The 24,435-nt window shown below is 62.3% G+C and carries 25 protein-coding genes; 18 read left to right on the top strand and 7 right to left on the bottom strand.

Annotated elements, in window-relative coordinates; genetic code table 11:
• Positions 1-135 precede the first annotated feature (135 nt).
• The 3 genes from EV663_RS10325 (at position 136) to EV663_RS10315 (ending at position 3,118) form a co-directional block, all read left to right on the top strand.
• Positions 136-1,188, top strand: a complete 1,053-nt coding sequence (locus tag EV663_RS10325) for a sigma-54 interaction domain-containing protein (protein ID WP_132951716.1) — start codon at positions 136-138, stop codon at positions 1,186-1,188.
• Between the two features lie 89 nt (positions 1,189-1,277).
• Positions 1,278-2,102 (top strand): ABC transporter permease, encoded by an 825-nt coding sequence (locus EV663_RS10320; RefSeq protein WP_132951715.1) that lies wholly within the window; start codon positions 1,278-1,280, stop codon positions 2,100-2,102.
• A gap of 254 nt (positions 2,103-2,356) precedes the next feature.
• On the top strand, positions 2,357-3,118 hold the full coding sequence (locus EV663_RS10315) for a helix-turn-helix transcriptional regulator (protein WP_132951714.1): 762 nt from the start codon (positions 2,357-2,359) through the stop codon (positions 3,116-3,118).
• Positions 3,119-3,495: 377 nt separating this feature from the next.
• On the opposite strand, the gene tsf is transcribed toward EV663_RS10315, so the two are convergent.
• The gene (tsf, locus tag EV663_RS10310; protein WP_132951713.1) at positions 3,496-4,371 is read right to left on the bottom strand and encodes a translation elongation factor Ts; all 876 of its coding nucleotides are present in this window, start codon (positions 4,369-4,371) and stop codon (positions 3,496-3,498) included.
• 79 nt (positions 4,372-4,450) lie between these two features.
• Entirely contained in the window at positions 4,451-5,227 is a 777-nt protein-coding gene (gene rpsB / locus EV663_RS10305) for a 30S ribosomal protein S2 (protein WP_132951712.1), read from the bottom strand.
• Between the two features lie 313 nt (positions 5,228-5,540).
• Here rpsB and EV663_RS10300 point away from each other — a divergent pair, with 313 nt between their 5' ends.
• Together EV663_RS10300 and EV663_RS10295 are read left to right on the top strand one after the other, a co-directional pair.
• The gene (locus EV663_RS10300) at positions 5,541-6,293 is read left to right on the top strand and encodes a DUF502 domain-containing protein (RefSeq protein ID WP_243697937.1); all 753 of its coding nucleotides are present in this window, start codon (positions 5,541-5,543) and stop codon (positions 6,291-6,293) included.
• Between the two features lie 7 nt (positions 6,294-6,300).
• The gene (locus EV663_RS10295) at positions 6,301-6,909 is read left to right on the top strand and encodes a LysE/ArgO family amino acid transporter (RefSeq protein WP_132951751.1); all 609 of its coding nucleotides are present in this window, start codon (positions 6,301-6,303) and stop codon (positions 6,907-6,909) included.
• Between the two features lie 15 nt (positions 6,910-6,924).
• Here EV663_RS10295 and EV663_RS10290 read toward each other — a convergent pair whose 3' ends face one another.
• On the bottom strand, positions 6,925-7,698 hold the full coding sequence (locus EV663_RS10290) for a 3-hydroxybutyrate dehydrogenase (protein ID WP_132951711.1): 774 nt from the start codon (positions 7,696-7,698) through the stop codon (positions 6,925-6,927).
• A gap of 325 nt (positions 7,699-8,023) precedes the next feature.
• Between EV663_RS10290 and EV663_RS10285 the strand changes: the two genes are divergently transcribed.
• A complete protein-coding gene (locus tag EV663_RS10285; RefSeq protein WP_132951710.1) occupies positions 8,024-9,850 on the top strand; it encodes an extracellular solute-binding protein in 1,827 nt (608 codons plus the stop codon).
• A gap of 3 nt (positions 9,851-9,853) precedes the next feature.
• A complete protein-coding gene (locus EV663_RS10280) occupies positions 9,854-9,967 on the top strand; it encodes an entericidin EcnA/B family protein (protein WP_132951709.1) in 114 nt (37 codons plus the stop codon).
• A 17-nt stretch (positions 9,968-9,984) separates the two neighbouring features.
• Here EV663_RS10280 and EV663_RS10275 read toward each other — a convergent pair whose 3' ends face one another.
• Positions 9,985-10,548, bottom strand: coding sequence for a lytic transglycosylase domain-containing protein (locus tag EV663_RS10275; RefSeq protein ID WP_132951750.1), 564 nt, complete (start codon positions 10,546-10,548; stop codon positions 9,985-9,987).
• Positions 10,549-10,783: 235 nt separating this feature from the next.
• Here EV663_RS10275 and ssb point away from each other — a divergent pair, with 235 nt between their 5' ends.
• On the top strand, positions 10,784-11,281 hold the full coding sequence (gene ssb, locus EV663_RS10270; protein WP_132951708.1) for a single-stranded DNA-binding protein: 498 nt from the start codon (positions 10,784-10,786) through the stop codon (positions 11,279-11,281).
• Between the two features lie 38 nt (positions 11,282-11,319).
• A complete protein-coding gene (locus EV663_RS10265; RefSeq protein WP_132951707.1) occupies positions 11,320-12,402 on the top strand; it encodes a site-2 protease family protein in 1,083 nt (360 codons plus the stop codon).
• A gap of 81 nt (positions 12,403-12,483) precedes the next feature.
• On the opposite strand, the gene lipA is transcribed toward EV663_RS10265, so the two are convergent.
• The gene (lipA, locus tag EV663_RS10260; RefSeq protein ID WP_132951706.1) at positions 12,484-13,440 is read right to left on the bottom strand and encodes a lipoyl synthase; all 957 of its coding nucleotides are present in this window, start codon (positions 13,438-13,440) and stop codon (positions 12,484-12,486) included.
• Positions 13,441-13,558: 118 nt separating this feature from the next.
• On the opposite strand from lipA, the gene EV663_RS10255 reads away from it, so the two are divergent.
• Positions 13,559-14,281: a VIT1/CCC1 transporter family protein gene (locus tag EV663_RS10255; protein WP_132951705.1), complete on the top strand. Its 723-nt coding sequence runs from the start codon at positions 13,559-13,561 to the stop codon at positions 14,279-14,281.
• Here EV663_RS10255 and EV663_RS10250 read toward each other — a convergent pair.
• Positions 14,278-15,369 (bottom strand): DUF6456 domain-containing protein, encoded by a 1,092-nt coding sequence (locus tag EV663_RS10250; RefSeq protein ID WP_243697936.1) that lies wholly within the window; start codon positions 15,367-15,369, stop codon positions 14,278-14,280. The genes EV663_RS10255 and EV663_RS10250 overlap by 4 nt on opposite strands.
• Before the next feature lie 217 nt (positions 15,370-15,586).
• Here EV663_RS10250 and EV663_RS10245 point away from each other — a divergent pair, with 217 nt between their 5' ends.
• Entirely contained in the window at positions 15,587-15,880 is a 294-nt protein-coding gene (locus EV663_RS10245) for a DUF6477 family protein (RefSeq protein ID WP_132951704.1), read from the top strand.
• Here EV663_RS10245 and EV663_RS10240 read toward each other — a convergent pair.
• Positions 15,874-17,415: a trimethylamine methyltransferase family protein gene (locus EV663_RS10240; protein WP_132951703.1), complete on the bottom strand. Its 1,542-nt coding sequence runs from the start codon at positions 17,413-17,415 to the stop codon at positions 15,874-15,876. The genes EV663_RS10245 and EV663_RS10240 overlap by 7 nt on opposite strands.
• A 220-nt stretch (positions 17,416-17,635) precedes the next feature.
• Here EV663_RS10240 and guaA point away from each other — a divergent pair, with 220 nt between their 5' ends.
• The 7 genes from guaA to EV663_RS10205 all read left to right on the top strand — a co-directional run bounded on the left by guaA (position 17,636) and on the right by EV663_RS10205 (position 24,428).
• On the top strand, positions 17,636-19,192 hold the full coding sequence (gene guaA / locus EV663_RS10235) for a glutamine-hydrolyzing GMP synthase (protein ID WP_132951702.1): 1,557 nt from the start codon (positions 17,636-17,638) through the stop codon (positions 19,190-19,192).
• Positions 19,183-19,464, top strand: coding sequence for a putative quinol monooxygenase (locus EV663_RS10230; RefSeq protein WP_132951701.1), 282 nt, complete (start codon positions 19,183-19,185; stop codon positions 19,462-19,464). Before guaA ends, EV663_RS10230 begins: the two co-directional genes overlap by 10 nt.
• Positions 19,461-20,324, top strand: coding sequence for a DMT family transporter (locus EV663_RS10225; protein ID WP_132951700.1), 864 nt, complete (start codon positions 19,461-19,463; stop codon positions 20,322-20,324). The genes EV663_RS10230 and EV663_RS10225 overlap by 4 nt, the downstream gene beginning before the upstream one ends.
• 110 nt (positions 20,325-20,434) lie before the next feature.
• A complete protein-coding gene (locus tag EV663_RS10220; RefSeq protein ID WP_132951699.1) occupies positions 20,435-21,592 on the top strand; it encodes a hypothetical protein in 1,158 nt (385 codons plus the stop codon).
• Positions 21,593-21,704: 112 nt separating this feature from the next.
• Entirely contained in the window at positions 21,705-22,565 is an 861-nt protein-coding gene (locus tag EV663_RS10215; protein ID WP_132951698.1) for an ATPase, read from the top strand.
• Between the two features lie 40 nt (positions 22,566-22,605).
• Positions 22,606-23,532 (top strand): homoserine O-acetyltransferase MetA, encoded by a 927-nt coding sequence (gene metA, locus EV663_RS10210; RefSeq protein WP_132951697.1) that lies wholly within the window; start codon positions 22,606-22,608, stop codon positions 23,530-23,532.
• Positions 23,532-24,428 carry an alpha/beta fold hydrolase gene (locus EV663_RS10205; protein WP_132951696.1) on the top strand — a complete coding sequence of 299 codons (897 nt, stop codon included), beginning with the start codon at positions 23,532-23,534 and terminating at the stop codon, positions 24,426-24,428. Before metA ends, EV663_RS10205 begins: the two co-directional genes overlap by 1 nt.
• The last annotated feature ends 7 nt before the right edge of the window (positions 24,429-24,435 follow it).

Genomic DNA, 24,435 nt, shown 5'->3' with positions numbered 1-24,435 from the left:
ATTACCCTCATGAAGTATTGAGCGGCGCCGATGCGTTCACCTGCCACTCGCTCGGGCAATTGCTGGGCGCGCACCAGCCATTAGATATATTCTAGTTTGATGTTTCCTATTCTCGATCCCAACGCGAGGGTGCCGATGTTTGATCAGTGCGTCCAGTTTGAAAATAGCGCGATTGCGCCCGAGATCGCATCATACCTTTTGGGCGAGACGGCGCCCATGGTGGCTTTGAAAGAAACGCTCAGCCTGCTGGCACCCACGGATGCCCCGGTACTTGCCACAGGACAGACTGGCGCGGGCAAGGAAATGGTTGCCCAGGCGGTTCATGCCGCCTCTGGCCGGTCTGGGTCTTTCGTGGCTGTGAATTGTGCCGCGATACCTGCAGAGTTGCTTGAATCCGAGCTTTTTGGCCATGAAAAGGGTGCCTTTACCGGCGCAGAGAACCGGCGCATCGGGCGGATTGAGGCCGCGGCGGGCGGTACCCTGTTTCTGGATGAAATCGGCGACATGCCCGACGGGCTTCAGGCCAAGCTGTTGCGGGTGCTGGAAACCCGCCGCATAACCCGCCTGGGAGGAAGCCATGACATCGAGGTCGATTTCCGCCTTGTGACCGCGACCCACAGAGACCTGGAGGTAGCTGTAAAAGAAGGGAAATTCCGGGCTGACCTGTTCTACCGGATCAACGTTTTCCCGGTTCAGGTTCCGCCTCTTGCCCAACGTGTCGGGGATATCCCGCTATTGCTCGAGCACATGATCGAAACCCGTACCGCGCGCGCGCCACGGGGCGGGGCGCCTCATTTTACCGACGCGGCCCTGGCGGCGTTGGCGCGCCACGACTGGCCGGGAAATGTACGCGAGTTGCGCAACACGGTTGAACGCGCGATGGTTCTGTTTGCAGGCCGCGATATCGGCGCAGCCGATATCGAAAGGTTGTTGGGGGTCAGTCCCCTCGCATCGGCGGTAGAGGGGGCAGGGGATGCAGAAGCGCCTGTTTGCATTCTGAAACCGGGTGAAAGCATCAACTTGCGCCGTCATCTTCAAGAGCTTGAGGCAACCCTTATCCAGGCAGCGCTGGCGCAGGCAGATGGCCGCGTTGCGCAGGCCGCGAGACAACTCGGGCTTCAGCGCACGACGCTTATAGAGAAAATGAAAAAGCTGGGGCTAAGCGCGGCCCGTGCCAAAGCCGCCTGAGACCCTATTAAAGCAGTCCGGCGCGGGGGTTGTCATTGCACCCAGAGCGGCGTAACCGGTTCGAGGTAAGCGCCCTCACGGGAACCGGGATGACCGATAGCAACCCCACGAACCTGCCGCCATTACCGCGCGGACCGGCGCGCACGCCCCGCCGGACAGGCACAGCGCGCGTGGTTGCGGCGCTGGTTCTTCGCGAGATGTCCTCGACCTATGGCCGTTCAGCACTGGGTTATGTCTGGGCCATTCTAGAACCCGTGGCGGGAATCTTCCTTTTGACGTTCATTTTCTCGCTGGCATTCCGCTCGCCGGGGATCGGAACATCCTTTCCCCTGTTCTTTGCCTCGGGGATTCTGCCGTTCATGCTCTACATGGATATCAGCCAGAAAGTATCGACATCCATTCGATTTTCTCGACAATTGCTATTCTATCCCGGGGTCACCTTTCTGGACGCGATCATCGGGCGGTTGATCCTGAACACTTTCACGCAAACGATGGTCTCCGTGATCGTTTTGGCCGGGATCATCATGATTTACGATCTAGATGTCATCCTGGAACCCGTTCGTATCGCGGTGGCGTTTTCAATGGCCATCGCGTTGGGGCTGGGAATTGGGACGTTGAATTGTTTTCTCTTGTCCGTGTTTCCAGTCTGGGAACGGACTTGGGCGATCCTGAACCGGCCTCTATTCATCGTGTCCTGTATCATATTTCTCTACGATTCCGTGCCGATGCCATATCGTGAATGGATCTGGTGGAACCCGCTGGTGCAGGTGGTCGGCACCTCGCGCGACGGCATCTACGCCACTTACGATGCGAGTTATGTTTCCGAACTATACGTCTTTGGCGTATCCGCCATCTGCTTTGCATTGGGGATGCTGCTTTTGTATCGATACAACCGCGATATCCTGAACGACTAGGGGACCGAACTGATCGCTTTCGCGCGCAAGGGTTGCGGGATCAATTAGGCCGATAATAAGTATTATGTAAAAAAGACGTTATCGTGATTCCTATTGCGACGCCCGTTGCCATGCGCAGTGGCGTTGCGCGTTCGGCCTTGTGGCGCGCCCCTTTTGCAGGCTCGGGCTTGAATTTACCCGAACACAATATTAATCCGTGCATTCCAAGGCCGGTGACATCGCCAGGTTGTGGATCCCACAGGACGGAGAGCGTGATGATCGTGGACCATCTTCGCAGCGTTGTTGCGGCGACCACGATCGAAGAGCTTTGGGCGCTGCACACCCGCAAGATGGAAGAATATGGCTTTGACCGGCTGCTCTACGGTTTGACGCATTTCAAGACGCACCGGTCGCTGGGTGACCCCGAAGACGTTCGACTGCTGTCTAGCCATGACGAGGCTTATACGCGGGGTTTCGTTGACCAACGGTTGTTCGAGAACGCCCCGATGGTCCAATGGGCGGCAGAAAACGAGGGGCATTGCAGCTGGAAACTCATGCAAGATGCCTATCGTTCGGGCGCATTGTCCGCCGCCGAGCGACGCGTGGTCGAATTCAATCGCGAGCGTGGGGTTGTTGCCGGTTATACGATCAGCTTTCGCCAGATATCTGTCCGCTGCAAGGGAGCAATCGGCTTGTCGGCGAGTCCCGGAACGACGCAGGACGATGTAGATGCGGTCTGGGCCCTGCATGGGGCCGATATCATGCTGATGAACGAGGTGATGCACCTGAAGATCCTCGACCTGCCTTCGGGTGATTCCAGACGACTTCTGACGCCTCGGCAGTGCGAGGTGCTGGAATGGGTTGGTGATGGCAAGACTACCCAGGATATCGCCACGATCCTCGGCGTATCGCCCGCGACGGTGGAAAAGCACCTGCGCCTTGCGCGACAGGCGCTGGGGGTTGAAACGACCGCACAGGCCGTACTCAAGGCCTGGTTCCAAAAACAGATATTTGTCGTGCCACCAAGGAAGTCCTGATCGCGGGGGGCAGGTCAGGAATTCCCGTATTTGCCACGGCGTCGCGCTTGGATACATTCACGAGGTTCCGTGAGTGGTGGCTATTTGCCAAGGAACATCGGGATGGCGTGATCCGACAGTGTTTCGTCAGCGCGCTGTCTTGGCCGGGTATCCGGCGCGTGGTCCGCGGGTCAATTCTCGGCCGGCGCACTTCTTTCAGTCCGTTCTGTCCTCATCCCCGAGGTGCGGCTGTCAAGGGGAAGGGTGGGTTACCGCCCTTCCCCGCATCGTTTCCTTGCATCGTCCCCCTGCCCCCGGATCGATCGGCAAGACCTGGTCCCCGAACGAAAACGGCGCGACCCTTGGGCCGCGCCGCTGCGATAAAGGCGAAAGGAGGTTCAGCCCTGTACGGCCTTGGCGACCTCGGCCGCGAAATCCTCTTCTTCCTTCTCGATCCCCTCACCGACTTCGATACGAACGAACCCGGTGATGGTGGCGCCGGCATCCTTGGCGGCCTGTTCGACCGTCAGATCGGGATTGATGACAAAGGCCTGCCCCAGAAGCGTGACTTCGGACAGAAACTTTTTCATCCGGCCTTCGATCATCTTCTCGATGACCTGTTCGGGCTTGCCCGACTCCCGTGCAATCTCGATCTGCACCTGGCGCTCTTTCTCGACCACGGCCGGGTCCAGATCGTCGGCGCACAAAGATGCGGGGTTGGCGGCGGCGACATGCATCGCGACCTGTCGACCGAACCCTTCATCCCCGCCGGTCATCGCGACCAGAACACCGATCTTGCCCATGCCTTCGGCCGCGGCATTGTGCATATAGGCGACGACGGTTTCGCCCTCGATCGCAGCCATGCGGCGCAGGGTCATGTTCTCGCCGATGGTGGCGATCTTGTCGGTGATCGTGTCCGCCACCGTCTTGCCGCCCATGTCGGCCGCGTTCAGTGCCTCCAGGTCGTTGGCGGTCAGCGCCGCGTTGGCGATGCCGGCAACCATGTCCTGGAACTCGGCGTTCTTGGCAACGAAGTCAGTCTCGGAATTGACCTCCACGGCCACACCCTTGCCACCAGCGACGCGAACGGCGACCAGGCCCTCGGCCGCGGTCCGGCCCGATTTCTTGGCGGCCTTGGCCAAACCCTTGGTGCGCAGCCAGTCGACCGCCGCCTCCATGTCGCCAGCGGTCTCGGTCAGCGCCTTCTTGGCGTCCATCATGCCCGCGCCGGTCTGGTCGCGCAGCTGCTTCACCATTTGAGCGGTGATTGCCATCTGTTGGCTCTCCTCGATTTCGGATTCATTCGTCGGGCGCGGTATGCCCGCGCCCGGTATCAGAAAAGTGACAGGCCGATCAGGCCTCCGCGGACGCCTCGGCCTCGGCCAGCAGCTCCTCGGCAGGGGTTTCTTCCAGCGCACCGATATCGACACCGGCCGCGTCCATCTGCGCGGACATGCCGTCCAGGGCGGCGCGGCTGACAAGATCGCAATAGAGCGAGATCGCGCGAGCCGCGTCATCGTTGCCCGGGATCACGTAATCCACGCCATCGGGCGAGCAGTTGGTATCGACCACGGCCACGACCGGGATGCCCAGCTTGCGCGCCTCGGCAATCGCCAGGTCTTCCTTGTTGACGTCGATGACGAACAGAAGGTCCGGCAGGCCACCCATTTCACGGATGCCGCCAAGGCTGGCTTGCAGCTTGGTCTGCTCGCGCTCCATCCCCAGGCGCTCTTTCTTGGTCAGGCCCTCGGCGCCCGTGGCCATCCGCTCTTCGATCTCGGCAAGACGCTTGATCGACTGGCTGACGGTTTTCCAGTTGGTCAGCGTGCCGCCCAGCCAACGGTGATTCATGTAGTACTGGGCACATTTCTCGGCCGCGTCCGCGACCGGTTTCTGCGCCTGCCGCTTGGTACCGACGAACAGGATGCGACCACCCTTGGCCACGGTTTCGCGCACGACGTTCAGCGCCGCGTCCAGCATGGGGACCGTTTGCGTGAGATCGAGAATGTGAATCCCGTTGCGGTCGCCATAGATGAATTCGGCCATCCGCGGGTTCCACCGCTGGGTCTGGTGGCCGAAGTGAACGCCAGCTTCCAAAAGCTGACGCATGGAATATTCGGGAAGCGCCATAAGCATGTTCCTTTCCGGTTTGCGCCTGGGCGGGACGTTAAGGGCATTGCGCCCAACCGGCGGACCCAAGCGGGATTTCTCCCCGCAAGGGCCCAGCCCCGCCTGTCGAAGTGACCGCGCGCTTAGCCGGTTTTCCGGTCTGCCGCAACCCCCACCCCGAGGGGGCACGGATTTTCTGCCGAAATCGATGGCAGACCCGGCCAAAGAACGCCGCGTGGCTGGCCACCACACATATCTCACTTTTCATCGTCGGGCAGGCTATTGTGATCGTCATGGTCCGCGCCTAGCTATGTCGGGAAAAGGGACCGGGCCGATGAACGACGATAACAAGCTTTCCCAGACCTCGGGCATGGACCCGTCAGAGCCGCAGAAACCGGGCTTTGTCCGGGCGCTCCTCGCGCGGCTGCGCAACAACTTCATCGCCGGGCTGGTGGTGATCGCACCGGTCGGGCTGACGATCTGGTTGATCTGGACGGTTACAGGTTGGATCGATGGCGTCGTTCTGCCCCTGGTGCCCAGCCGGTTCCAGCCCGAACAGTATATCGGGATCGATATCCGCGGCCTGGGTGTGATTGTTTTCCTTCTTTTCACGCTGGTCATCGGCTGGACCGCCAAGGGCATGATCGGACGGTTCTTCATCCATTGGGGGGAACGCGTTGTCGGTCAGATGCCGGTGATCCGCTCGGTCTACAATGGGCTCAAACAGATCGCTGAGACTGTGTTTGCACAGTCCGAGACCAGCTTTGACCGCGCCTGCTTGGTTCAATACCCGCGAGACGGTATTTGGGCAATCGCATTCATATCGACCCGCGCCAAGGGCGAGGTGAACCGCCGCATCCCGCGTGACGAACAGATCGTGTCTGTCTTCTTGCCGACCACGCCGAACCCAACCTCGGGCTTCTTGCTGTTCGTGCCGGAAAGCGACGTGATCGAACTTGACATGAGCGTGGAAGAAGCCGCCAAGCTGGTGATCTCGGCCGGCCTCGTGGCCCCCGAAGACACCAAGGTGATATCCGCCCCGGATGCCCTGCACCGAACTGCCCGGCGCCATAAGATCGGCGCGTGATCTGGCCATGACCGGTGCGGCCATTACCGGCTTTTCAACATCATTTTCGTTGATTCTGGCCATTGGGGCGCAGAATGCCTTCGTGCTGCGCCAGGGCCTGGCCAGGCGGCATGTCTTCTGGTTATGCCTGTTCTGCGGGTTGTCGGATGCGCTCCTCATTGCTGCCGGGGTCGCGGGGTTCGGTGCTCTGGCCGCGGCCCTGCCTGGGATACCGCTCGCCCTTACGCTTGGCGGGGCGGGGTTTCTGCTGGTCTATGGCGCGTTGCGGTTGCGCGCGGCCCGTGCCGGGGGGCAGGCGCTGCCCGGCGCGCAGGATGGCGGTTCGCTGCCCCGTGTGCTGGGCGTTGCGGCGGCTCTGACATGGCTCAACCCGCATGTCTATCTCGATACGCTGGGCCTGATCGGCGCCGTGTCTGCGCAATACGAGGTGCCAGGTGAAAGGTTCGCTTTCGGACTCGGGGCGGTGGCGGCGTCGTTTGTCTTTTTCTTCTCGCTGGGCTTCGGTGCGCACCACCTTTCACCGGTCATGGCCCGCCCGGGCGCCTGGCGGCTGCTGGATCTCGGGATCGGCCTCTTGATGTGGGTAATCGCCGGGACCCTGCTGCTTGGCCTCTGAGCGTGCCTCCCCTTGTCAAAGTGCGGTCCAGCCGCCGTCCACGCTGATAGTGGTGCCAGTGATCTGTGCCGCCGCCTCAGAACACAGGAAAACCGCGGTTCCGCCCAACTGCGCGACGGTAGCGAATTGCCGCGAGGGCTGCCGCTCCAGCAGAACCTTCTCGATCACCTCGTCCCGGTCCATTGCGTATTCCTTCATGGTGTCGGGAATCTGCTGTTCCACCAGCGGCGTCAGAACGTAACCCGGACAGATCGCGTTCGCGGTGATCGGCTCGCGCGCTGTCTCCAGGGCGACCACCTTTGTCAGGCCGACCAGGCCGTGCTTGGCCGCGACATAGGCCGATTTGTACGGGCTGGCCGTCAGACCGTGGGCCGAGGCGATGTTGATCACCCTGCCCCAGCCGGCGGCGCGCATTTTCGGCAACGCGGCCGCCGTTGTATGAAAGGCCGACGAGAGGTTGACCGCGAGAACCGCATCCCACGTTCCGGCCGGAAAATCGTCGATCGGCGCGACATGCTGAATCCCGGCATTGTTCACCAGGATGTCACAGGCTCCGACCGTCTCGATCAGGGCGCGGCATTCCTTGCCATCGGCCATGTCAGCCTTGATATAGCGCACGTCCACGCCATGCTCGGCCGCCATTGCGGCGGCAAGGGCATGGTCCTCTTCGCGATCGGTATAAGAGTTCAGAACCACCGCCGCGCCCGCGCGCGCCAGTTCATGCGCGATCCCTAGACCGATCCCGGAATTCGATCCCGTCACGATGGCGGTCTTGCCCGAAAGAGACATGCTGCGATTCCCCATGCAGATACGAACGCCACCAGACTAGAGCAGCTTTCCGCAAAGATCACCGCCCCCTTCTTCTTGGGAAAAATACCCATGGCGCTGCGCGTGCCACGGGTGCGTCCCCCAAGGTGGCAAGCAGAAAAAAACGCCCGCGCAAGGCGGGCGTCAAGTTATTGAGGCAGGTTTCATACAGGCAAGAAACCTATCGAGCAGTACTTGGACTATACGCAATCCCGAACCCCGATCCAAGCTAAAAGTTTGAAATAGCACGCCGCTGCCCGTAGGTTCGGCGCCAAGAAAACAAGGGGCAAGCAGGAGTGTTGCGCAAATGAGACTAGATTTTTTCCTTCGGAACCTAGCGCGCGGCGGGCTTTGGGCGTTCGTGCTCGGTGTCGGATTCGCCCAGGCCGCGCCACAGCACGGGCTTGCCATGTACGGCACCCCCGCCCTGCCCCCGGATTTCACCGCGCTCCCTTACGTGAACCCCGATGCGCCCAAGGGCGGACGCATCGTGCTGGGCGAGGCAGGCGGCTTTGACAGTCTCAATCCCTTCATCCTGAAAGGCAACGCGCCGTGGGGTCTGCGGCTTCACAGCTACGAAAGCCTGATGGGCCGGTCGTGGGACGAACCTTTCACCCTTTATGGGCTGCTCGCCGAATCGATCGAAACAGGACCGGCGCGCGACTGGGTCGAATTCACCCTGCGCCCCGAGGCACGGTTCCACGACGGCAGCCCGGTGACGGTCGAGGACGTGCTATGGTCCTTCGAGATACTTGGCACCCGGGGCCATCCCCGTTATCGCGCCGCCTGGACCAAGATCGCCAGCGCCCAGGCCACGGGTCCGCGCAGCATCCGCTTTACCTTCAACACGCCGGATCGCGAATTGCCCCTGATCCTGGGCCTGCGCCCGGTTCTCAAAAAGGCACAATGGGACGGGCGCGATTTCACCACCAGCGGCATGGAGGCGCCCATCGGCAGCGGCCCCTACCAGCTCGCGGAGGCAATTCCCGGGCGCATGCTGTCGCTGATGCGCAATCCCGATTATTGGGGCCGTGACCTGGCGATCAATCGCGGGCAGCACAATTTCGACGAGATCCGGTACGAGTATTTCGGCGACGGCGATGTCGTCTTCGAGGCGTTCCGGGGGGGCGCCATCGACGTCTACCGCGAAAGCAGCGCCGCGAAATGGACCAGTGCCTATGACTTTCCCGCCATGCGTGAGGGCCAGATCCTCAAGGCCGAGATTCCGCATCAGCGCCCCTCGGGCATCGCGGGCTTCGTGATGAACACGCGCCGGCCCGTCTTTGCCGACTGGCGGGTGCGCGACGCGATGCTGCATGCCTTCAATTTCGAGTTCATCAACGCCATGTTGAACGGGGGAAAAGCGCCTCGAATAACCTCTTATTTCTCGAATTCCGAATTGGCCATGCGCTCTGGCCCAGCTGAGGGGCCGGTTCGTGCGATGCTGGAACCGTTTGCCGAAAGCCTGCTGCCGGGTGCGCTGGAAGGCTATGCCCTGCCCGTTTCGGATGGCCGTCCTTCCAACCGCAAGAACCTGCGCGCGGCCTTTGCCCGGTTGGAAGAAGCGGGCTGGACTGTGGGCGATGACGGAATGATGCGCAACGCGCAGGGCGACGCGCTGAGCTTCGAGATCCTGGTGCGCCAGGGCGCGACCGAAACTCAGCAAATCGTCGACATCTTCGTCGAACAGCTCAAACGGCTTGGGATCGTCGTGCGCGTCACCGCGGTTGACAGTGCTCAGTATACACAGCGCACGGATACATACGATTTTGACATGACGTTTTACATACGCGCCCTGTCATTGTCTCCCGGCAACGAACAGCGCCTTTACTGGGGCAGCGAAGGCGTCAGCGTGCCGGGTACCGGAAACCTGATGGGCATGCAAAGCCCTGCCGCCGAAGCGCTGATCGACGCGATCCTGACCGCGGAAACACACCATCAATTCGTCTCCGCCACCCGCGCGCTTGACCGGGTGCTGACCACGGGCCGTTACGTGATCCCGATCTGGCACACTCCCGTGTCGCGCCTTGCCCACCGGGCCTGGTTGCGATATCCGGCGACGATCCCTGCCTACGGGGACTGGATGGGGTTTTTGCCCGATATCTGGTGGTCGGACCTGTCGGAAAAGGAGTGAGGCATGATCCGGGTCGTGCTGTTGGGGCTTTTGCTGTGGCTGGCCGGCTGTGCAACGGTCGAGGGTCTGGGCGAGGATATCTCGGCCGGGGCACGCAAGACGCGCGCGATCCTGTGATTCCCGATTGCTGATCCCTAGCTGCCGAGGATCTTCACGACATAATCGCGTGTCTCGGCATAAGGCGGGATGCCCTTGTGGCGCTCGACAGCCTCGGGGCCCGCATTATACGCCGCCAGCGCCAGCCGCCACGACCCGAAACGGTCATATTGCTGGCGCAGGTAACGCGCGCCGCCTTCGAGGTTTTGACGAGGGTCCTCGGGATCGACCCCAAGATTGCGCGCCGTGCCGGGCATGAGCTGTGCCAGCCCGATCGCGCCCTTGTGCGATACAGCTTGTGCGTTCCATCCCGATTCTTGCTGAACCAGCCGAAGAAAGATGTCCTCGGGGATAGCATGCCTGCGCGCCGCGGCGCGCGCCAAGCCAAGGTATTCGCCATTATAGCTGCCCGAATAGGGCGGCGTTCGCGACGGCGTGATCACCGGGCGCGGCTGCAACCGGATGGAGTTCGCATATTGCTGAGCCGCGCGCCCGTCTAGAACCTTGAGCTGGCTCTTGAAAAGAGCAGCACGGGATTTCGACGATACCGTTGTCTCTGCCTGCGCAGGGATAGCCAATAACGCGCAGATCCCGAAAGCCATGAAACGCGGATTCACCCTGCCCCTCGATCCTCTGAGCAATTCCCGGACAGCTTACATTGAAACGCCGATACCGGCCAGTCCCCAGCGGCACTTCTGTGCGCTGTGGGGCCTGTGCGAGTTGTTTGCCGACCTGACCCGTGCGGCAGGTGGGCCGCCAATGGGCGTTTTCAACTTTCCTTAAACCTTTGGCGATGGTGTAAACGAGGAAACTCTAGCGGATTCGAAGGGGACGCACATGGCGGGATCGGTCAACAAGGTCATCATCATCGGCAATCTGGGCCGCGACCCCGAGGTGCGCAGTTTCCAGAACGGCGGCAAGGTGTGCAACCTGCGCATCGCGACCTCCGAGACATGGAAGGACCGCAACACCGGCGAGCGTCGCGAGCGCACCGAGTGGCACACCGTGGCGATCTTTTCCGAGCCGCTTGTACGCATCGCCGAGCAATACCTGCGCAAGGGCTCCAAGGTCTATGTCGAAGGTCAGCTCGAAACCCGTAAATGGCAGGACCAGTCCGGCCAGGACCGTTATTCCACCGAGGTCGTCTTGCGGCCCTACCGGGGTGAGTTGACCTTGTTGGACGGCCGGGGTGGTGAAGGCGGCGGAGGCGGCGCCAGCCATAGCGGCGGCTATGACCAGGGTGGCGGCTATGGCGCTGGCGATTACGGTTCGAGCGGCGGCGGCCGAGGCGGTGCGGCCCCCATGGGCGACCTGGATGACGAGATCCCCTTCTGACAGCGAGGGATGCAGATTAGGCAGGTAGTGGCGCGACGATGGTCTGGTCCTTTTCGATAGGCAATATCCTCGGCTCGCAACTGCGCGTCCATGCAACCTTCTTCCTGCTTTTGGCCTGGATCGGGGCCGCGGCCTGGATCGAGGCCGGACCGTTTGCAGCGCTGGTCAACGTGATCTTCGTGCTGACACTGTTTGCCTGCGTCGTTGCCCATGAATTCGGTCACGCCCTGATGGCGCGGCGGTATGGAATCGCCACGCCCGATATCACGCTTTTACCGATTGGCGGGCTTGCGCGGCTCGACCGGATGCCCGAGAAACCTGCCCAGGAAATCGCCGTGGCACTGGCCGGACCCGCGGTAAACATCGTGATATGGGCGGTACTGGTCGCGCTCGGGGCCGAGACCGATCTCGACAAGCTGGCAGTAATCGAGGACCCGGCGGGCGGGTTCTGGGGCAAGCTTGCGGCGGTCAACCTGTTCCTGGTGCTGTTCAACATGATCCCCGCTTTTCCGATGGATGGCGGCAGGGTGTTCCGTGCAGTCTTGTCGATCGGAATGGGCCGCGTGGCCGCAACGCGGGCCGCGGCGCGAAGCGGGCAGGCCTTGGCATTTCTCTTTGGTTTTATCGGCCTGACCTGGGCAAGCCCGGTCCTGGTCCTGATCGCTGTCTTCGTCTTTATAGCCGCCGGGGCCGAAAGCGCCGAGGTCAGCCTGCGCGACATGGCCCGGCACATGCGCGCGCGCGATGCCATGATCACCCAGTTCGAGACGCTCGCGCCCTCGGACAGATTGCAGGCCGCCTCGAGCGCGGTAATCCGGACCACCCAGCACGAATTCCCGGTGGTGGACCCGGGTGGCGGCCTGCGCGGCATTCTCACGCGCACGGCGCTGTTCCGCAGCCTTAACGAAGGCGGGCAGATGCGCCCGGTCGCCGAGGCGATGACCGAGGGAATTCCGGCTGTAGCCCTGAGCGCCCCCCTGGATGCCGCCTTGGACGCGCTTCAGGATAGTGGTGCGCCCGCAGTGGCTGTGACCGACCTTTCGGGGCGGATGGTCGGCTATATCACGCGCGAGAATATCGGTGAATTGATGGTTATCTCGGGGCGCGATGCCCGACGCTGAGGGGGCCGCGCCCGTGCCCGGGCGCAGGTTCCGGCGGCAGGGCCGGGATCATGGGTATTTAGGCCAAGAAGAAGGGCCGTATCAGAGCGCGGAAAGGCGCGCGGCACGCGCCGCCCTGAGGCGCGCGAAATCCTCGCCCGCGTGATAGCTGGAGCGCGTCAGAGGGGTTGCCGAAACCATGAGGAAGCCCTTGCCATAGGCCGCTTTCTCATAGGATGCGAACTCTTCGGGTGTCACGAAGCGCGCGACGGCGTGATGTTTCGGCGTGGGTTGCAAATACTGGCCTATGGTCAGGAAATCCACGTCCGCGGCACGGAGGTCATCCATCACCTGAAGGACGGCCTGGCGATTCTCGCCGAGACCTACCATGATGCCTGACTTGGTAAAGGCGGATGGATCGATTTCCTTGACCCTTTGCAACAGCCGCAAGGAATGGAAATAGCGTGCGCCGGGCCGCACCTGTGGGTAGAGGCCGGGCACGGTTTCGAGGTTATGGTTGAACACGTCGGGTTTCGCCGCAACCACGGTTTCAAGCGCGCTGGCGGGACATTTGAGGAAATCGGGCGTCAGAACCTCGATCGTGGTCTCGGGCGCGCGATGGCGCAGTGCGCGGATGGTCTGGGCAAAGTGCTCGGCCCCGCCATCGTCCAGGTCGTCGCGATCGACCGAGGTGATCACCACGTGGCGCAGACCCAGCCGCGCCACGGCATCGGCGACCCGGCCCGGCTCGAACGGGTCCAGCGCGTCGGGCCGCCCGGTGGCCACGTTGCAGAAGGTGCAACCGCGTGTACAGATCTCGCCCATGATCATCATCGTGGCATGGCCAAGCGCCCAGCATTCGCCCACGTTTGGACATCCTGCCTCTTCGCAGACCGTGGCCAGCCCGTGTTCGCGGATCACCTTGTGAGTGTCTTGGTATCCCTGCCCGCCCGGCGCCCGCACCCGGATCCAGGCCGGTTTCCTGGGCTGAGCATTGTCGGGACGATGCGCCTTTTCGGGATGGCGTTGATCGGGAAGTTTGAGATCGCGCGGGCGCATGGGAACTCCTGCTGCTGCTGGGGTGGACTTAACCCGCGAGAGCGGGCTTGTCCAATGGCCGGGACGCTTGCGGGGCGCGTCTTGCGCTGTATTCTGGCGCGACAACGGAGCAACAGCAATGTCCCCCATTCCCAAGCGGCCGCGCATGCTGGGTCGAACGCAGGAATTCCTCAAACAGATCGTCTATGGTGGAAATGACGGGATCGTCACGACATTTGCCATCGTTGCGGGCTTTTCGGGCGCACGCGCCGAGGGAGTGGCCGGGATCGGTGCGCTGGCGGTGTTGGTCTTCGGGCTTGCCAACCTTTTCGCCGACGGGGTGTCGATGGGCCTTGGCGAGTTCCTGTCGGGCCGTGCGCAGCGTGACCTTTACCGGACCGAGCACGACAGGCTGATGACCCGCATCCGGCGCGAGCCCCCGGATGCGCGCGCGCGCCTGGCCGGACATCTCAGGGCGCGCGGCCTGTCCTCGACCGATGCCGCAGCGACCAGCGCGATCATGGCGCGCAACCCGGAGATGATGGCCGAGATGCTGATGCGCTACGAGACCGGTCTGGCTCATCCCGACGAAGACAGCCCGGCCATAAACGGGCTGGCCACGTTCATTGCCTTTGTTCTTTTCGGTTCGGTGCCGCTGATTCCGTATTTTCTCTTGCCCCCGGAAGCGACTGCGCTGGTGCTTTCGCTGGTTGCCACCCTTGCGGCGCTGATCGCTCTGGGGCTGTTGCGTTGGAATGCAACCGGTTTGAGGCTGGCGCGCTCTGTCGGAGAGACCGTGCTGGTCGGCAGCCTGTGTGCACTGGTGGCATACGGGGTGGGCGTGGCGGTGGCCGCATCCTAGCCGATCAGGCCCCCACCGCCCTGCCTCGCGTAATGCTGCCTGAGCCTTTGAAGCGCGATCTTGAGCACGATCTTGCCAGAGCGAGCCGACCAGCCAAGCCGCTTCTCGGCCTGTTCCATTCCCTCGAGAAAACAGCAACAGCGCAAGGCAACATCGCCCAGGCCAGGGCCGAGTTCGCGTAGCGCGGCCAAAACCCTTTCCCGGGCGGCCGCGGGGCCTTCTGCCGGGCCACGGCCGGAAAATCCGCCACGCTCGGCGCCGGTCAGAAAGCGCTCCCAGTTCTGTGTAACCCGCGGTCCCATCTGGGCGATCTCGAAATCCTCGCGCAGCCGTTCACCCGCCGCCACCAGGTCGGAACCGAGGAAGGGGGCGCCGTCGGGTCCCCTTCTTCGGGCAAGGATCGCGAGTGGCGATTCCGCCCGGAGACCACGGATACGACCCTCCCCATTCTCTTGCGGGCCCATCCACTCGCCGTGCTGCCGTTCAGGAGATGCGCCCTCCTCTGCACGGCGGCGGGTCTGTTCCTGTGTCAGCAACCGTCCAAGCGCGGCGCGCCCTGTCGGCGTGATGACATAGGTGGTCACACGGCTGCCTCGGCTGTGCACAGCGATCCAGTCCTTGACGGCAAAGGCCTCGGCGACGGCGCGTTCCAGCACGGCGATGCGTGTGGTCTGTCCATGCGATCCTTCACGCAGAACCGCCGCCTTTTCAAGATCGTGCGCCACCGCCAACAGCGATCCCGGTTCGCTCATTCGGCGCAGAATACGCCGCGCCTCACGCGCGATCGTTGTCTCATCGGCGGAGGCACGCGGTTTTCGGATGGTTGCAGTCATCGCAGAACACTCCATCAAGGGGGACAGGAAACGAGAGGGTGAACGCCCGGCCAATCGGTCGAGCGCGCTATCGATCAAAGGGTCATCGCGCCGTGCTTCGATGCGGCGCACCGCACGCTGCACCGTCGAGGCATGGCAGCCTGCTTGTTGCGCCAGCATGCGCATCGACAGGCCTTGTTCGATATGGGCGAGGTACCAGCGCGCGCCCCGGGGCAGCCAGGACGGTGCGTTGTCAAACGAAGATACGCGGTCCATCATCGGGGTTCTTTCGAAATCGTTAACAGGGATCATCTGTATCCGGATGCAATCCAAGGTTGTAATTGTTACCGTTTCGTTAACAAACGCCTCTTACCCAATCATTGTTTCCAAAAGATAAATTTTCCTGAAAGCTGCGCGCGGAGGTCACGCTATTTACGCAACACACGTTTAGGTTGCGCATTCTCGATCCCGATCAACGATCGGAGAAAGTGTAATGGCCACCTTGCCCCATGACCTGCTGACCCTTCGTCGCCCGCGCCTGTTGGTACAAGCCGCCCGCGCCGGACAGGCCGACTACCGGCGAGAGCGTGTTCTGGCCCGACTCATGCCGGGCGGATATCCGGGCGGGGCGCTTGCAGGTTTGCGTCGGCTGATGGAGATGGAACAGGGGCTGGACGCCGCGCGCCGCGCGGGCGAGGCCACCTATCCGGTGGCCCGACACGTCGAAGTGATGATCGCGCTGCTGGCCGAGGCCAGGCTGATCTCGGCCAGTTCGGACGATCAGTAGGCGCTGTCGGGAAGTTCGGCCTTTCGCCGGGAAACGAACTCTTCCAGCGCCTCTTTCAGGCCGGGATCGATCGCTGGTGCCTCGTAACGGGCCAACAACGCGCGAACCCGGTCTGCGGCAAGCATCGAGGTGTCGCGCGCACCCTCCTCGTCCCAGGTTTCGAAAGGCTTGTAATCGAGCAACTCCGAACGCCAGAAGGCATCGCGGAAATTCGCCTGGGTATGGGCACAGCCCAGGAAATGCCCTCCGGGTCCGACTTCGCGCAGCGCGTCCATTGCCTGCGCCTCGGGGTCGGTGGCCACGCCTGCTGCCAGCTTGTGCAGCGCGCCAAGCTGGTCGGCATCCATCACGAATTTTTCATAGCTCGCAACCAACCCGCCCTCCAGCCAGCCACAGGCGTGAAGCATGAAATTCACTCCGCCCAAGAGCGCCGCATTCAACGTATGGGTGGTCTCGTAAGCGGACTGCGCATCAGGCAGCTTTGATCCGCACAATCCCCCACCCGAACGGAATGGCAACCCCAGCCGCCGGGCAAGCTGGCCCGCGCCATAAAGGATCTGGCTGGCCTCGGGCGTGCCGAAGGTTGGCGCGCCCGAATTCATGTCGATGGACGTCACGAACGCCCCGAAGATCACCGGCGCGCCGGGACGTACGAGCTGAGAATAGGCAACCCCCGCCATTACCTCGGCCAGCACTTGCGTCAGAGTGCCCGCCACCGACACCGGCGCCATCGCGCCGCCGACGATGAAGGGCGAGACGATGCAGGCCTGGTTTGTCGCAGCATAGACCTCGAGCGCGCCCATCATCGTGGCATCGAACGTGAGCGGCGAGTTGATGTTGATCAGCGAGGTCATCACCGTGTTCCCGGCCACGAAATCGCGCCCGAACAGGATCTCGCACATCTCGATGGAATCGCGGGCGCGCGAGGGTTCGGTGACCGAGCCCATGAACGGCTTGTCCGTCAGCGTCATATGGGCCAACAGCATGTCTAGATGGCGCTTGGCGACCGGCACGTCCGTCGGCTCGCAGACGGTGCCGCCCGAATGATGCAGCCATTTCGACATGTAGCCCAGTCGGACAAAGCGGCGGAAATCCTCGATCGTGCCATACCGCCGCCCGCCGTCCAGGTCGCGCACGAAGGGCGGCCCGTAGACCGGCGCCAGCACCAGCGACCGGCCGCCGATATCGACATTGCGGGCCGGGTTGCGGGCATGCTGGGTAAAACGTGCCGGCGCCGTGGCGCAAAGCGTCCGGGCCAGACCGCGCGGAAGGCGCACCCGCTCGCCCTGTACATCCGCGCCCGCCTCACGCCAGCGCGTCAGCGCGTCGGGATTCTCGGCGAATGTGACGCCGATCTCTTCCAGGACGATCTCGGCATTCTGCTCGATGATCTCCAGCGCCTCGGCATTCAGCAAATCGAAATCAGGAATATTGCGCTCTATGAAACGCGCGCATTCAACACCTGCAGCCCCACGCGCCGCACGCCGTGCCGCGCCGCCGCCGCCCCTTCGCCCTGTCGCTCTGCCCTCTGTCATGACCCTCTCCCCTGGGGTGCAATCCGTCCGGTCCTACCTAGCGGCAAAGCCCCCCCCGGGCGCGGCCGGTTTGCGGCCTTTCCTCCGCCATCCGCGACATGGCCTCGCTTCTTCTTGGCTGAAATACCCAAAAGGGCCGGAGGCCCGCTATTTTCGTCGAGAAATCGGCATTATCGGGCCGGGCCTTGCGCGGCGCGCAAAGCCCCCCTATCAGGTGAACATGACACAACACGCCCGCCTTTTGATCATCGACTTCGGCTCCCAGGTGACGCAGCTGATCGCGCGCCGCCTGCGCGAATTGAACGTCTATTGCGAAATCCATCCCTACCAGAATGTCACCGATGCCTTCCTGCGCGATTTTGCGCCCGAGGCAGTGATCTTCTCGGGCGGTCCGGCCTCGGTGCTGGACGAAGGATCGCCCCGTCCACCCCAAAGCGTTTTCGAGCTTGGTGTGCCGATCCTCGGGATCTGCTATGGCCAGCAGGTGATGATGCAGATGCTGGGCGGCCGCGTCGAGCGCGGCCACGGCACTGCGGAATTTGGCCGGGCCTATGTCACGCCCTCTCATGATCGCATCGATCTACTGACCGGCTGGTTCCTTGAGGGGCGCGAGCAGGTCTGGATGAGCCATGGCGACCATGTCTCCGACATCGCTCCGGGTTTCCAGGTTTTCGGCACCTCGCCCAACGCCCCATTTGCGATCACCGCGGACCTGTCGCGCCAGTTCTACGCCGTCCAGTTCCACCCCGAGGTGCATCACACCCCCAACGGCAAGACGCTATATGAGAATTTCGTGCGGATGGCGGGCTTTACCGGCGACTGGACGATGGGCGCCTACCGCGAAGAGGCCATTCGGAAAATACGTGACCAGGTCGGCGACAGCCATGTGATCTGCGGCCTCTCGGGGGGCGTGGACAGTTCCGTCACTGCCGTTCTGCTGCACGAGGCCATCGGCGATCAGTTGACCTGCGTCTTCGTCGATCACGGTCTGTTGCGCCTGAACGAGGCCGACGAGGTCGTCGCGATGTTCCGCGACCATTACAACATCAAGCTGATCCATGCCGATGAGGCCGATCTCTTCATCGGCGCGCTCGAGGGTGTCTCCGACCCCGAGGTCAAGCGCAAGACCATCGGCAAGCTGTTCATCGACGTTTTCCAGCGCGAGGCGAACAAGATCGAGGGCGCGGAATTCCTAGCACAGGGGACACTTTACCCCGATGTGATCGAATCTGTCAGCTTCTCTGGCGGCCCCTCGGTGACGATCAAGTCGCACCACAACGTGGGCGGCCTGCCCGAAAAGATGGGCCTGAAACTGGTCGAACCCTTGCGCGAACTGTTCAAGGACGAGGTGCGTGCGCTGGGCCATGAACTGGGCCTTCCGGCCAGTTTCATCGGCCGGCACCCTTTCCCCGGACCGGGCCTCGCAATCCGTTGCCCGGGCGAGATCACCCGCGACAAGCTGGAGATCCTGCGCAAGGCCGACGCCGTCTATATCGACCAGATCCGCAAGCATGGTCTCTATGACGAGATCTGGCAGGCCTTCGTCGCTATTCTGCCGGTGCGCACGGTGGGCGTGATGGGCGACGGCCGGACCTATGATTATGCCTGCGCGTTGCGCGCGGTGACCTCGGTCGACGGGATGACCGCCGACTACTACCCGTTCAGCCATGAGTTCCTTGGCGAAACGGCCACCCGGATCATCAACGAGGTCAAGGGGATCAACCGGGTCACCTACGATATCACCTCCAAACCGCCAGGGACCATCGAGTGGGAGTGATCCTGTCGGGATATTTCAAGGTTCCGCCGGCGCATCTTGACGCCGTTCGCGCGGCCCTGCCCCTCCATGTCCGCTTGAGCCGGGCGGAAACGGGTTGCCTTTGTTTCGACATAACGGAAGACGCCGAAGAGCCTGGCCTTTTCAACGTTTACGAGGAATTCACCGATGCTGACGCGTTGCGCGCACATCGGCGACGCTGCGATGCCTCGGACTGGGCCTGGGTCAGTCGCGACATCCAGCGACACTATACCGTGACGGGTCTGTCGCCATGACAAGCCATGTTGCGCGGGCCGCGCTCTGGATGACGGGGGCAATCGCCTCTTTTTCCTCCATGGCAGTTGCCGGGCGGGAGGTTTCGCTGGAACTCGATACGTTCGAGCTGATGCTTTATCGCTCGCTGATCGGGATCGTCGTCGTGATTGGCATATCGTCATTGGCGGGCCGACTGGGCGAGGTGTCGACACGGCAGATGGGACTGCACCTGGTTCGCAACATTAGCCATTTTACCGGCCAGAACCTGTGGTTTTTGGCAATCGCCACGATACCGCTGGCACAGGTTTTCGCCCTTGAATTCACTTCTCCGCTCTGGGTGGCGGTTCTGGCACCTTTGATCCTTGGCGAACGGCTGACGCGCGCGCGGGCGCTGGCGGCGTTCTTGGGCTTCGTTGGCACCCTTATCGTTGCCCGGCCAGACCCCGCCGCGCTTGATCCCGGCGCGCTCGCCGCGCTGGGGGCAGCCATTGGGTTCGCCGGATCGGCGATGTTCACCAAAAGGCTGACGGCCACGCAGTCCATCGTATCGATCCTGTTCTGGCTAACCGTGATGCAGGCGGCGATGGCGCTGCTCTGCGCGGGCATCGACGGGCAGATCGCCCTGCCCTCTGCTGGCAATCTCTTGCCATTGCTCGTGATCGGCTTGGCCGGGCTTGGCGCCCATTTCTGCCTGACGAACGCATTGATGGTTGCGCCCGCGATTATCGTGATGCCGCTTGATTTCCTGCGGCTGCCGGTGATTGCGTTGGTCGGCATGGCCCTTTACGGCGAGCCGATCGAACTGGCTGTCTTTGTTGGCGCGGCGGTGATCCTGGCGGCAAATTTCGTCAATCTCCGTTCAGAGCTGCGGCCCCGGTGACACGCCTTGCAGGAAATACCGCCCCTAGAAGGATTTACGCGGCGTCAAAGATTGACCGGCAAAATGTTGCCGATAACGTAGACCGACATCCGGAACGGAGGGGAGGAAGAATGAAGAAAATCACAAGCCTCAGTGCGCTGGCCCTGTGCTGTGTCGGCACGGCACATGCCGGCGGGATCGAACGGTCGACCGGATCGGTCGGTTTCATGTTCGAAGAGGGGACTTATGCCGAATTCACCTATGGCAGTGTCAGCCCGGATGTCAGCGGCATGCAGGCCGTACCGCTGTTTTCACCGGGCGAAGTGTTTCCCAGTTCGTCGGGTGACATGACCGGCGACTACACGACCTGGGCGATTGCGTTCAAGACAGACCTGTCCGAGCGTCTGAGCCTTGGCTTCCTGATCGATCAGCCGTTGGGTGCCGATGTCAATTACGCGCCTGATTCCGGCTATGCCTATGGCGGCAGTTCGCTGCTTTTCGGTGGGTCGACCGCAGAGATCGAAAATACCGGCTTTACCGCCATTCTGCGTTATGAATTTCCCTCGAATTTCAGCATCCATGGGGGCTTGCGCCACTTGCGGACCTCGGGCGAGGTCGCCTTGTTCAATGGCTATCAGATGCGTACCGACACCGCAGAGGATTTCGGCTACCTCGTCGGGATAGCTTGGGAAAAACCCGAGATCGCGGCGCGAGTAGCCCTAACTTACCAATCCTCGATCACCCATGATTTCAACGCCTCCGAAACCATTCTACCCGCCGGGATCATCGGCGCGGCAACGTCTTTCGCCACGGAAGTCCCGCAAAGCGTGACGCTGGATTTCCAGACCGGGATCATGGCCGACACGCTTTTGTTCGGCTCGGTTCGCTGGGTGGACTGGACAGCCTTTGATATCACGCCAACGCTTTACGCAACGCCCGCGGGCCTGAATCTGGGTTCGCTGGTCGATTACACCAATGACACGATCACCTATTCGTTGGGCTTGGGGCGCAAGTTCTCGGACAAGTGGTCGGGGGCGGTCACGCTCGGCTATGAAAAGGAAGAGGACGGCTTCTCTGGCAATCTCGGGCCCACCGACGGCTACAAGTCGCTTGGTCTGGCGCTTACCCGCACCGCGGGCAATGTCAAGATCACTGGTGGCGCGCGTTATATATGGATCGGCGATGCCGAAACCCAAGCACCCGCGCCCTACCCGGCCGGAACAACGCTTGCAAGGTTCCAGGATAACGAGGGTGTCGCCCTGGGCCTGCGCATCGGCTACATGTTCTGAACCGCGCGATTTGACGCGCCCGGCCGCCCGGTCCGCGATGGCCGGGCGGTTTCGTTTGACCGCCTTGCGCGGGCTGGCTACGAGGGTTGTCAAACGGGCGATGAGGGCGCGGATGATCTACGAAACAGCCGGGGATTGGCGGCAGGCACAGGACAAGCGGGTTCTGCTGTTCGGGATGTCGGGGCTGGGAAAAACCCATGTCTCGTCCATGTTGCGCGAAGAGGGGCAATGGTTTCACTACTCGATCGATTACCGCATCGGCACGCGCTACATGGGCGAGCATATCGCCGACAATTTCAAGCGCGAAGCGATGAAAGTACCCCTGTTGCGCGAGCTTTTGCTCAGCGACAGCGTTTACATCGCATCCAACATCACATTCGATAACCTGGCACCGCTCTCGACCTACCTGGGCAAACCCGGGGCCTCCGAAAAGGGCGGTCTGCCCTTCGACGAATACATGCGGCGGCAGGAACAGCATCGCGTGGCCGAGATCAGCGCATTGATGGACACGCCGCAATTCGTCGCGCGGGCCAGGACATTGTACGGGATCGGCAATTTCGTTTGTGACTCGGGCGGGTCGATCTGCGAGGTCGTCGAGCCGGACAACCCCGATGACCCGGTCCTCAAGACACTGTCAGAGAATCTGTTGCTGGTCTGGATCGAGGGAAGCGACGCCCATACCGAGGAACTGATCCGCCGCTTTGACCGCGCGCCCAAGCCGATGTATTACCAGCCGGCCTTTCTGCACTCGGCATGGCAAGAATATCTTTTCGAAAACAAACTTCAAGAGAACGACGTTGATCCGGACGCCTTCGTGCGGTGGGCCTATGCCCGCGCGCTGGCGCACCGCCAGCCGCGTTACGCGGCGATGGCCCGGAACTGGGGGGTCAGGATCTGCGCCGAGGATGTCGCACGGGTCCGGCATCCCGACGACTTCGTCGATGTGATCGCCGCGGCCCTTGAGGCGCGATGAAAGTCCGCCTACCTGTCTGACGATCCGAGGAAAAGCGGCCATGCCCATCAAGATTCCGAGCGACCTGCCCGCCTATGACGTTCTGACACGCGAAGGCGTGATGGTGATGGGCGAAGAAGCAGCCGACCGCCAGGACATACGGCCCCTGCGCATCGGGCTTTTGAACCTGATGCCGAAGAAGATTCAGACCGAAACACAATTCGCCCGCTTGATCGGGGCAACGCCTCTTCAGATCGAACTCAGCCTCATCCGGATGACCGAGCACCGCACCCGAAATACCGCAGCGGCGCATATGGAGGCATTCTACCGCCCTTTTGCCGAGATCGAAGCCAGCGACGAGAAATTCGACGGCCTGATCGTGACCGGCGCACCGATAGAACATTTGCCCTTTGACGAGGTGACCTATTGGGATGAACTGACGCGCGTTATGGACTGGACGCAGACCAATGTGCTGTCGACATTCGGGGTGTGCTGGGGTGGCATGGCGATGATCTACCACTTCCACGGCGTGCAGAAACACATGCTGAAGGCCAAGGCCTTCGGGTGCTTCCGCCATGACAACCTGGAACCTGCATCGCCTTACTTGCGCGGATTCTCGGACGATTTCGTCATCCCCGTAAGCCGCTGGACCGAAATGCGCCAGGACGAGATAGATGCCGCGCCGGGGTTGAAAACACTGTTGGGCAGCGACGAGGTCGGCCCCTGCCTGGTCGAGGACCCGGCGCATCGTGCGCTCTACATTTTCAACCATTTCGAATATGACAGTGACACGCTGAAACAGGAATACGATCGTGACCGTGCCAATGGCACGCCGACCGCCGTCCCCGAGAATTACTTTCCCGCAAACGACCCGGCCCGACCGCCGCGCAACCGCTGGCGCAGCCACGCGCACCTGCTTTACGGCAACTGGATCAACCAGATTTACCAGACCACGCCTTACGACATCCGAGAAATCGGAACCGGTTGATGCCGGAGCGGTTTTCCCCGACAGGCCGGGTATTGTGTATCGACGGCGCTCGCGTTCATGCCCACCAGGAGGGGGCCGGAACGGACCTGGTTCTTCTGCACGGCGCGGGCGGCAATACCCGAGATTTCACATTTGACCTTATGGGGCGGCTGACCGACCGCTTCCGCGTGACGGCGTTCGACCGACCGGGGCTGGGCCATACTGATCGGTTGCACACCCATGGTGAAAGTCCGGGCGAACAGGCCGCGATACTGGAAAAGGCCGCCCGCCGCCTGGGTCTGGGGCGGGCCGTTCTGATCGGCCATTCCTATGGCGGCGCGGTCGCGCTGGCCTGGGGGCTGGACCACCCGGATCGTGTCGGGGCCATAGTGTCGCTTGCTGGGGCGGCAATGCCGTGGCCTGGGGGCCTAGGTCCGTATTACACGCTGCTTTCGTCGCGGATCGGCGGCGCGCTGCTAGCGCCACTCATTTCGGCACTCGTTCCGGGCGCTTTGGCGCGTCGGGCCATCGCGGGCATCTTCGCCCCCGACCCGCCCCCACCCGGCTACGCCGAGCATATCGGAATCGCTCTCACCCTGCGCCCGGACAGCCTGCGTGCAAATACTCGGCAAGTGAACGGGTTGAAACCGCATATCCGCGCCATGGCCGCCCGCTACGGCGAGTTGTCCATGCCGATCGAGATCCTGCACGGCACGGCTGACAGGACTGTTCCTCTCAAAATCCATTCCCGCCCCTTCGCGGCGCTGGTTCCCACGGCCCATTTGGTCGAACTCTCGGGCGTGGGTCACATGCCCCACCATGCCCGCCCCGATGCGGCGGTGGCGGCCATCCGGCGTGCCGCGGCCCGCGCGGGCCTCTCGTCCGGCCGGGCTGGCAAAGGCGCGGCGGACTGCTAGGTAGATC

The organism is Rhodovulum bhavnagarense, assembly GCF_004343505.1.
Taxonomy (GTDB): Bacteria; Pseudomonadota; Alphaproteobacteria; order Rhodobacterales; family Rhodobacteraceae; genus Rhodovulum; species Rhodovulum bhavnagarense.
The sequence above is the reverse complement of the archived record's forward strand: the minus strand, read 5'-3'. Positions and strand labels throughout refer to the sequence as shown.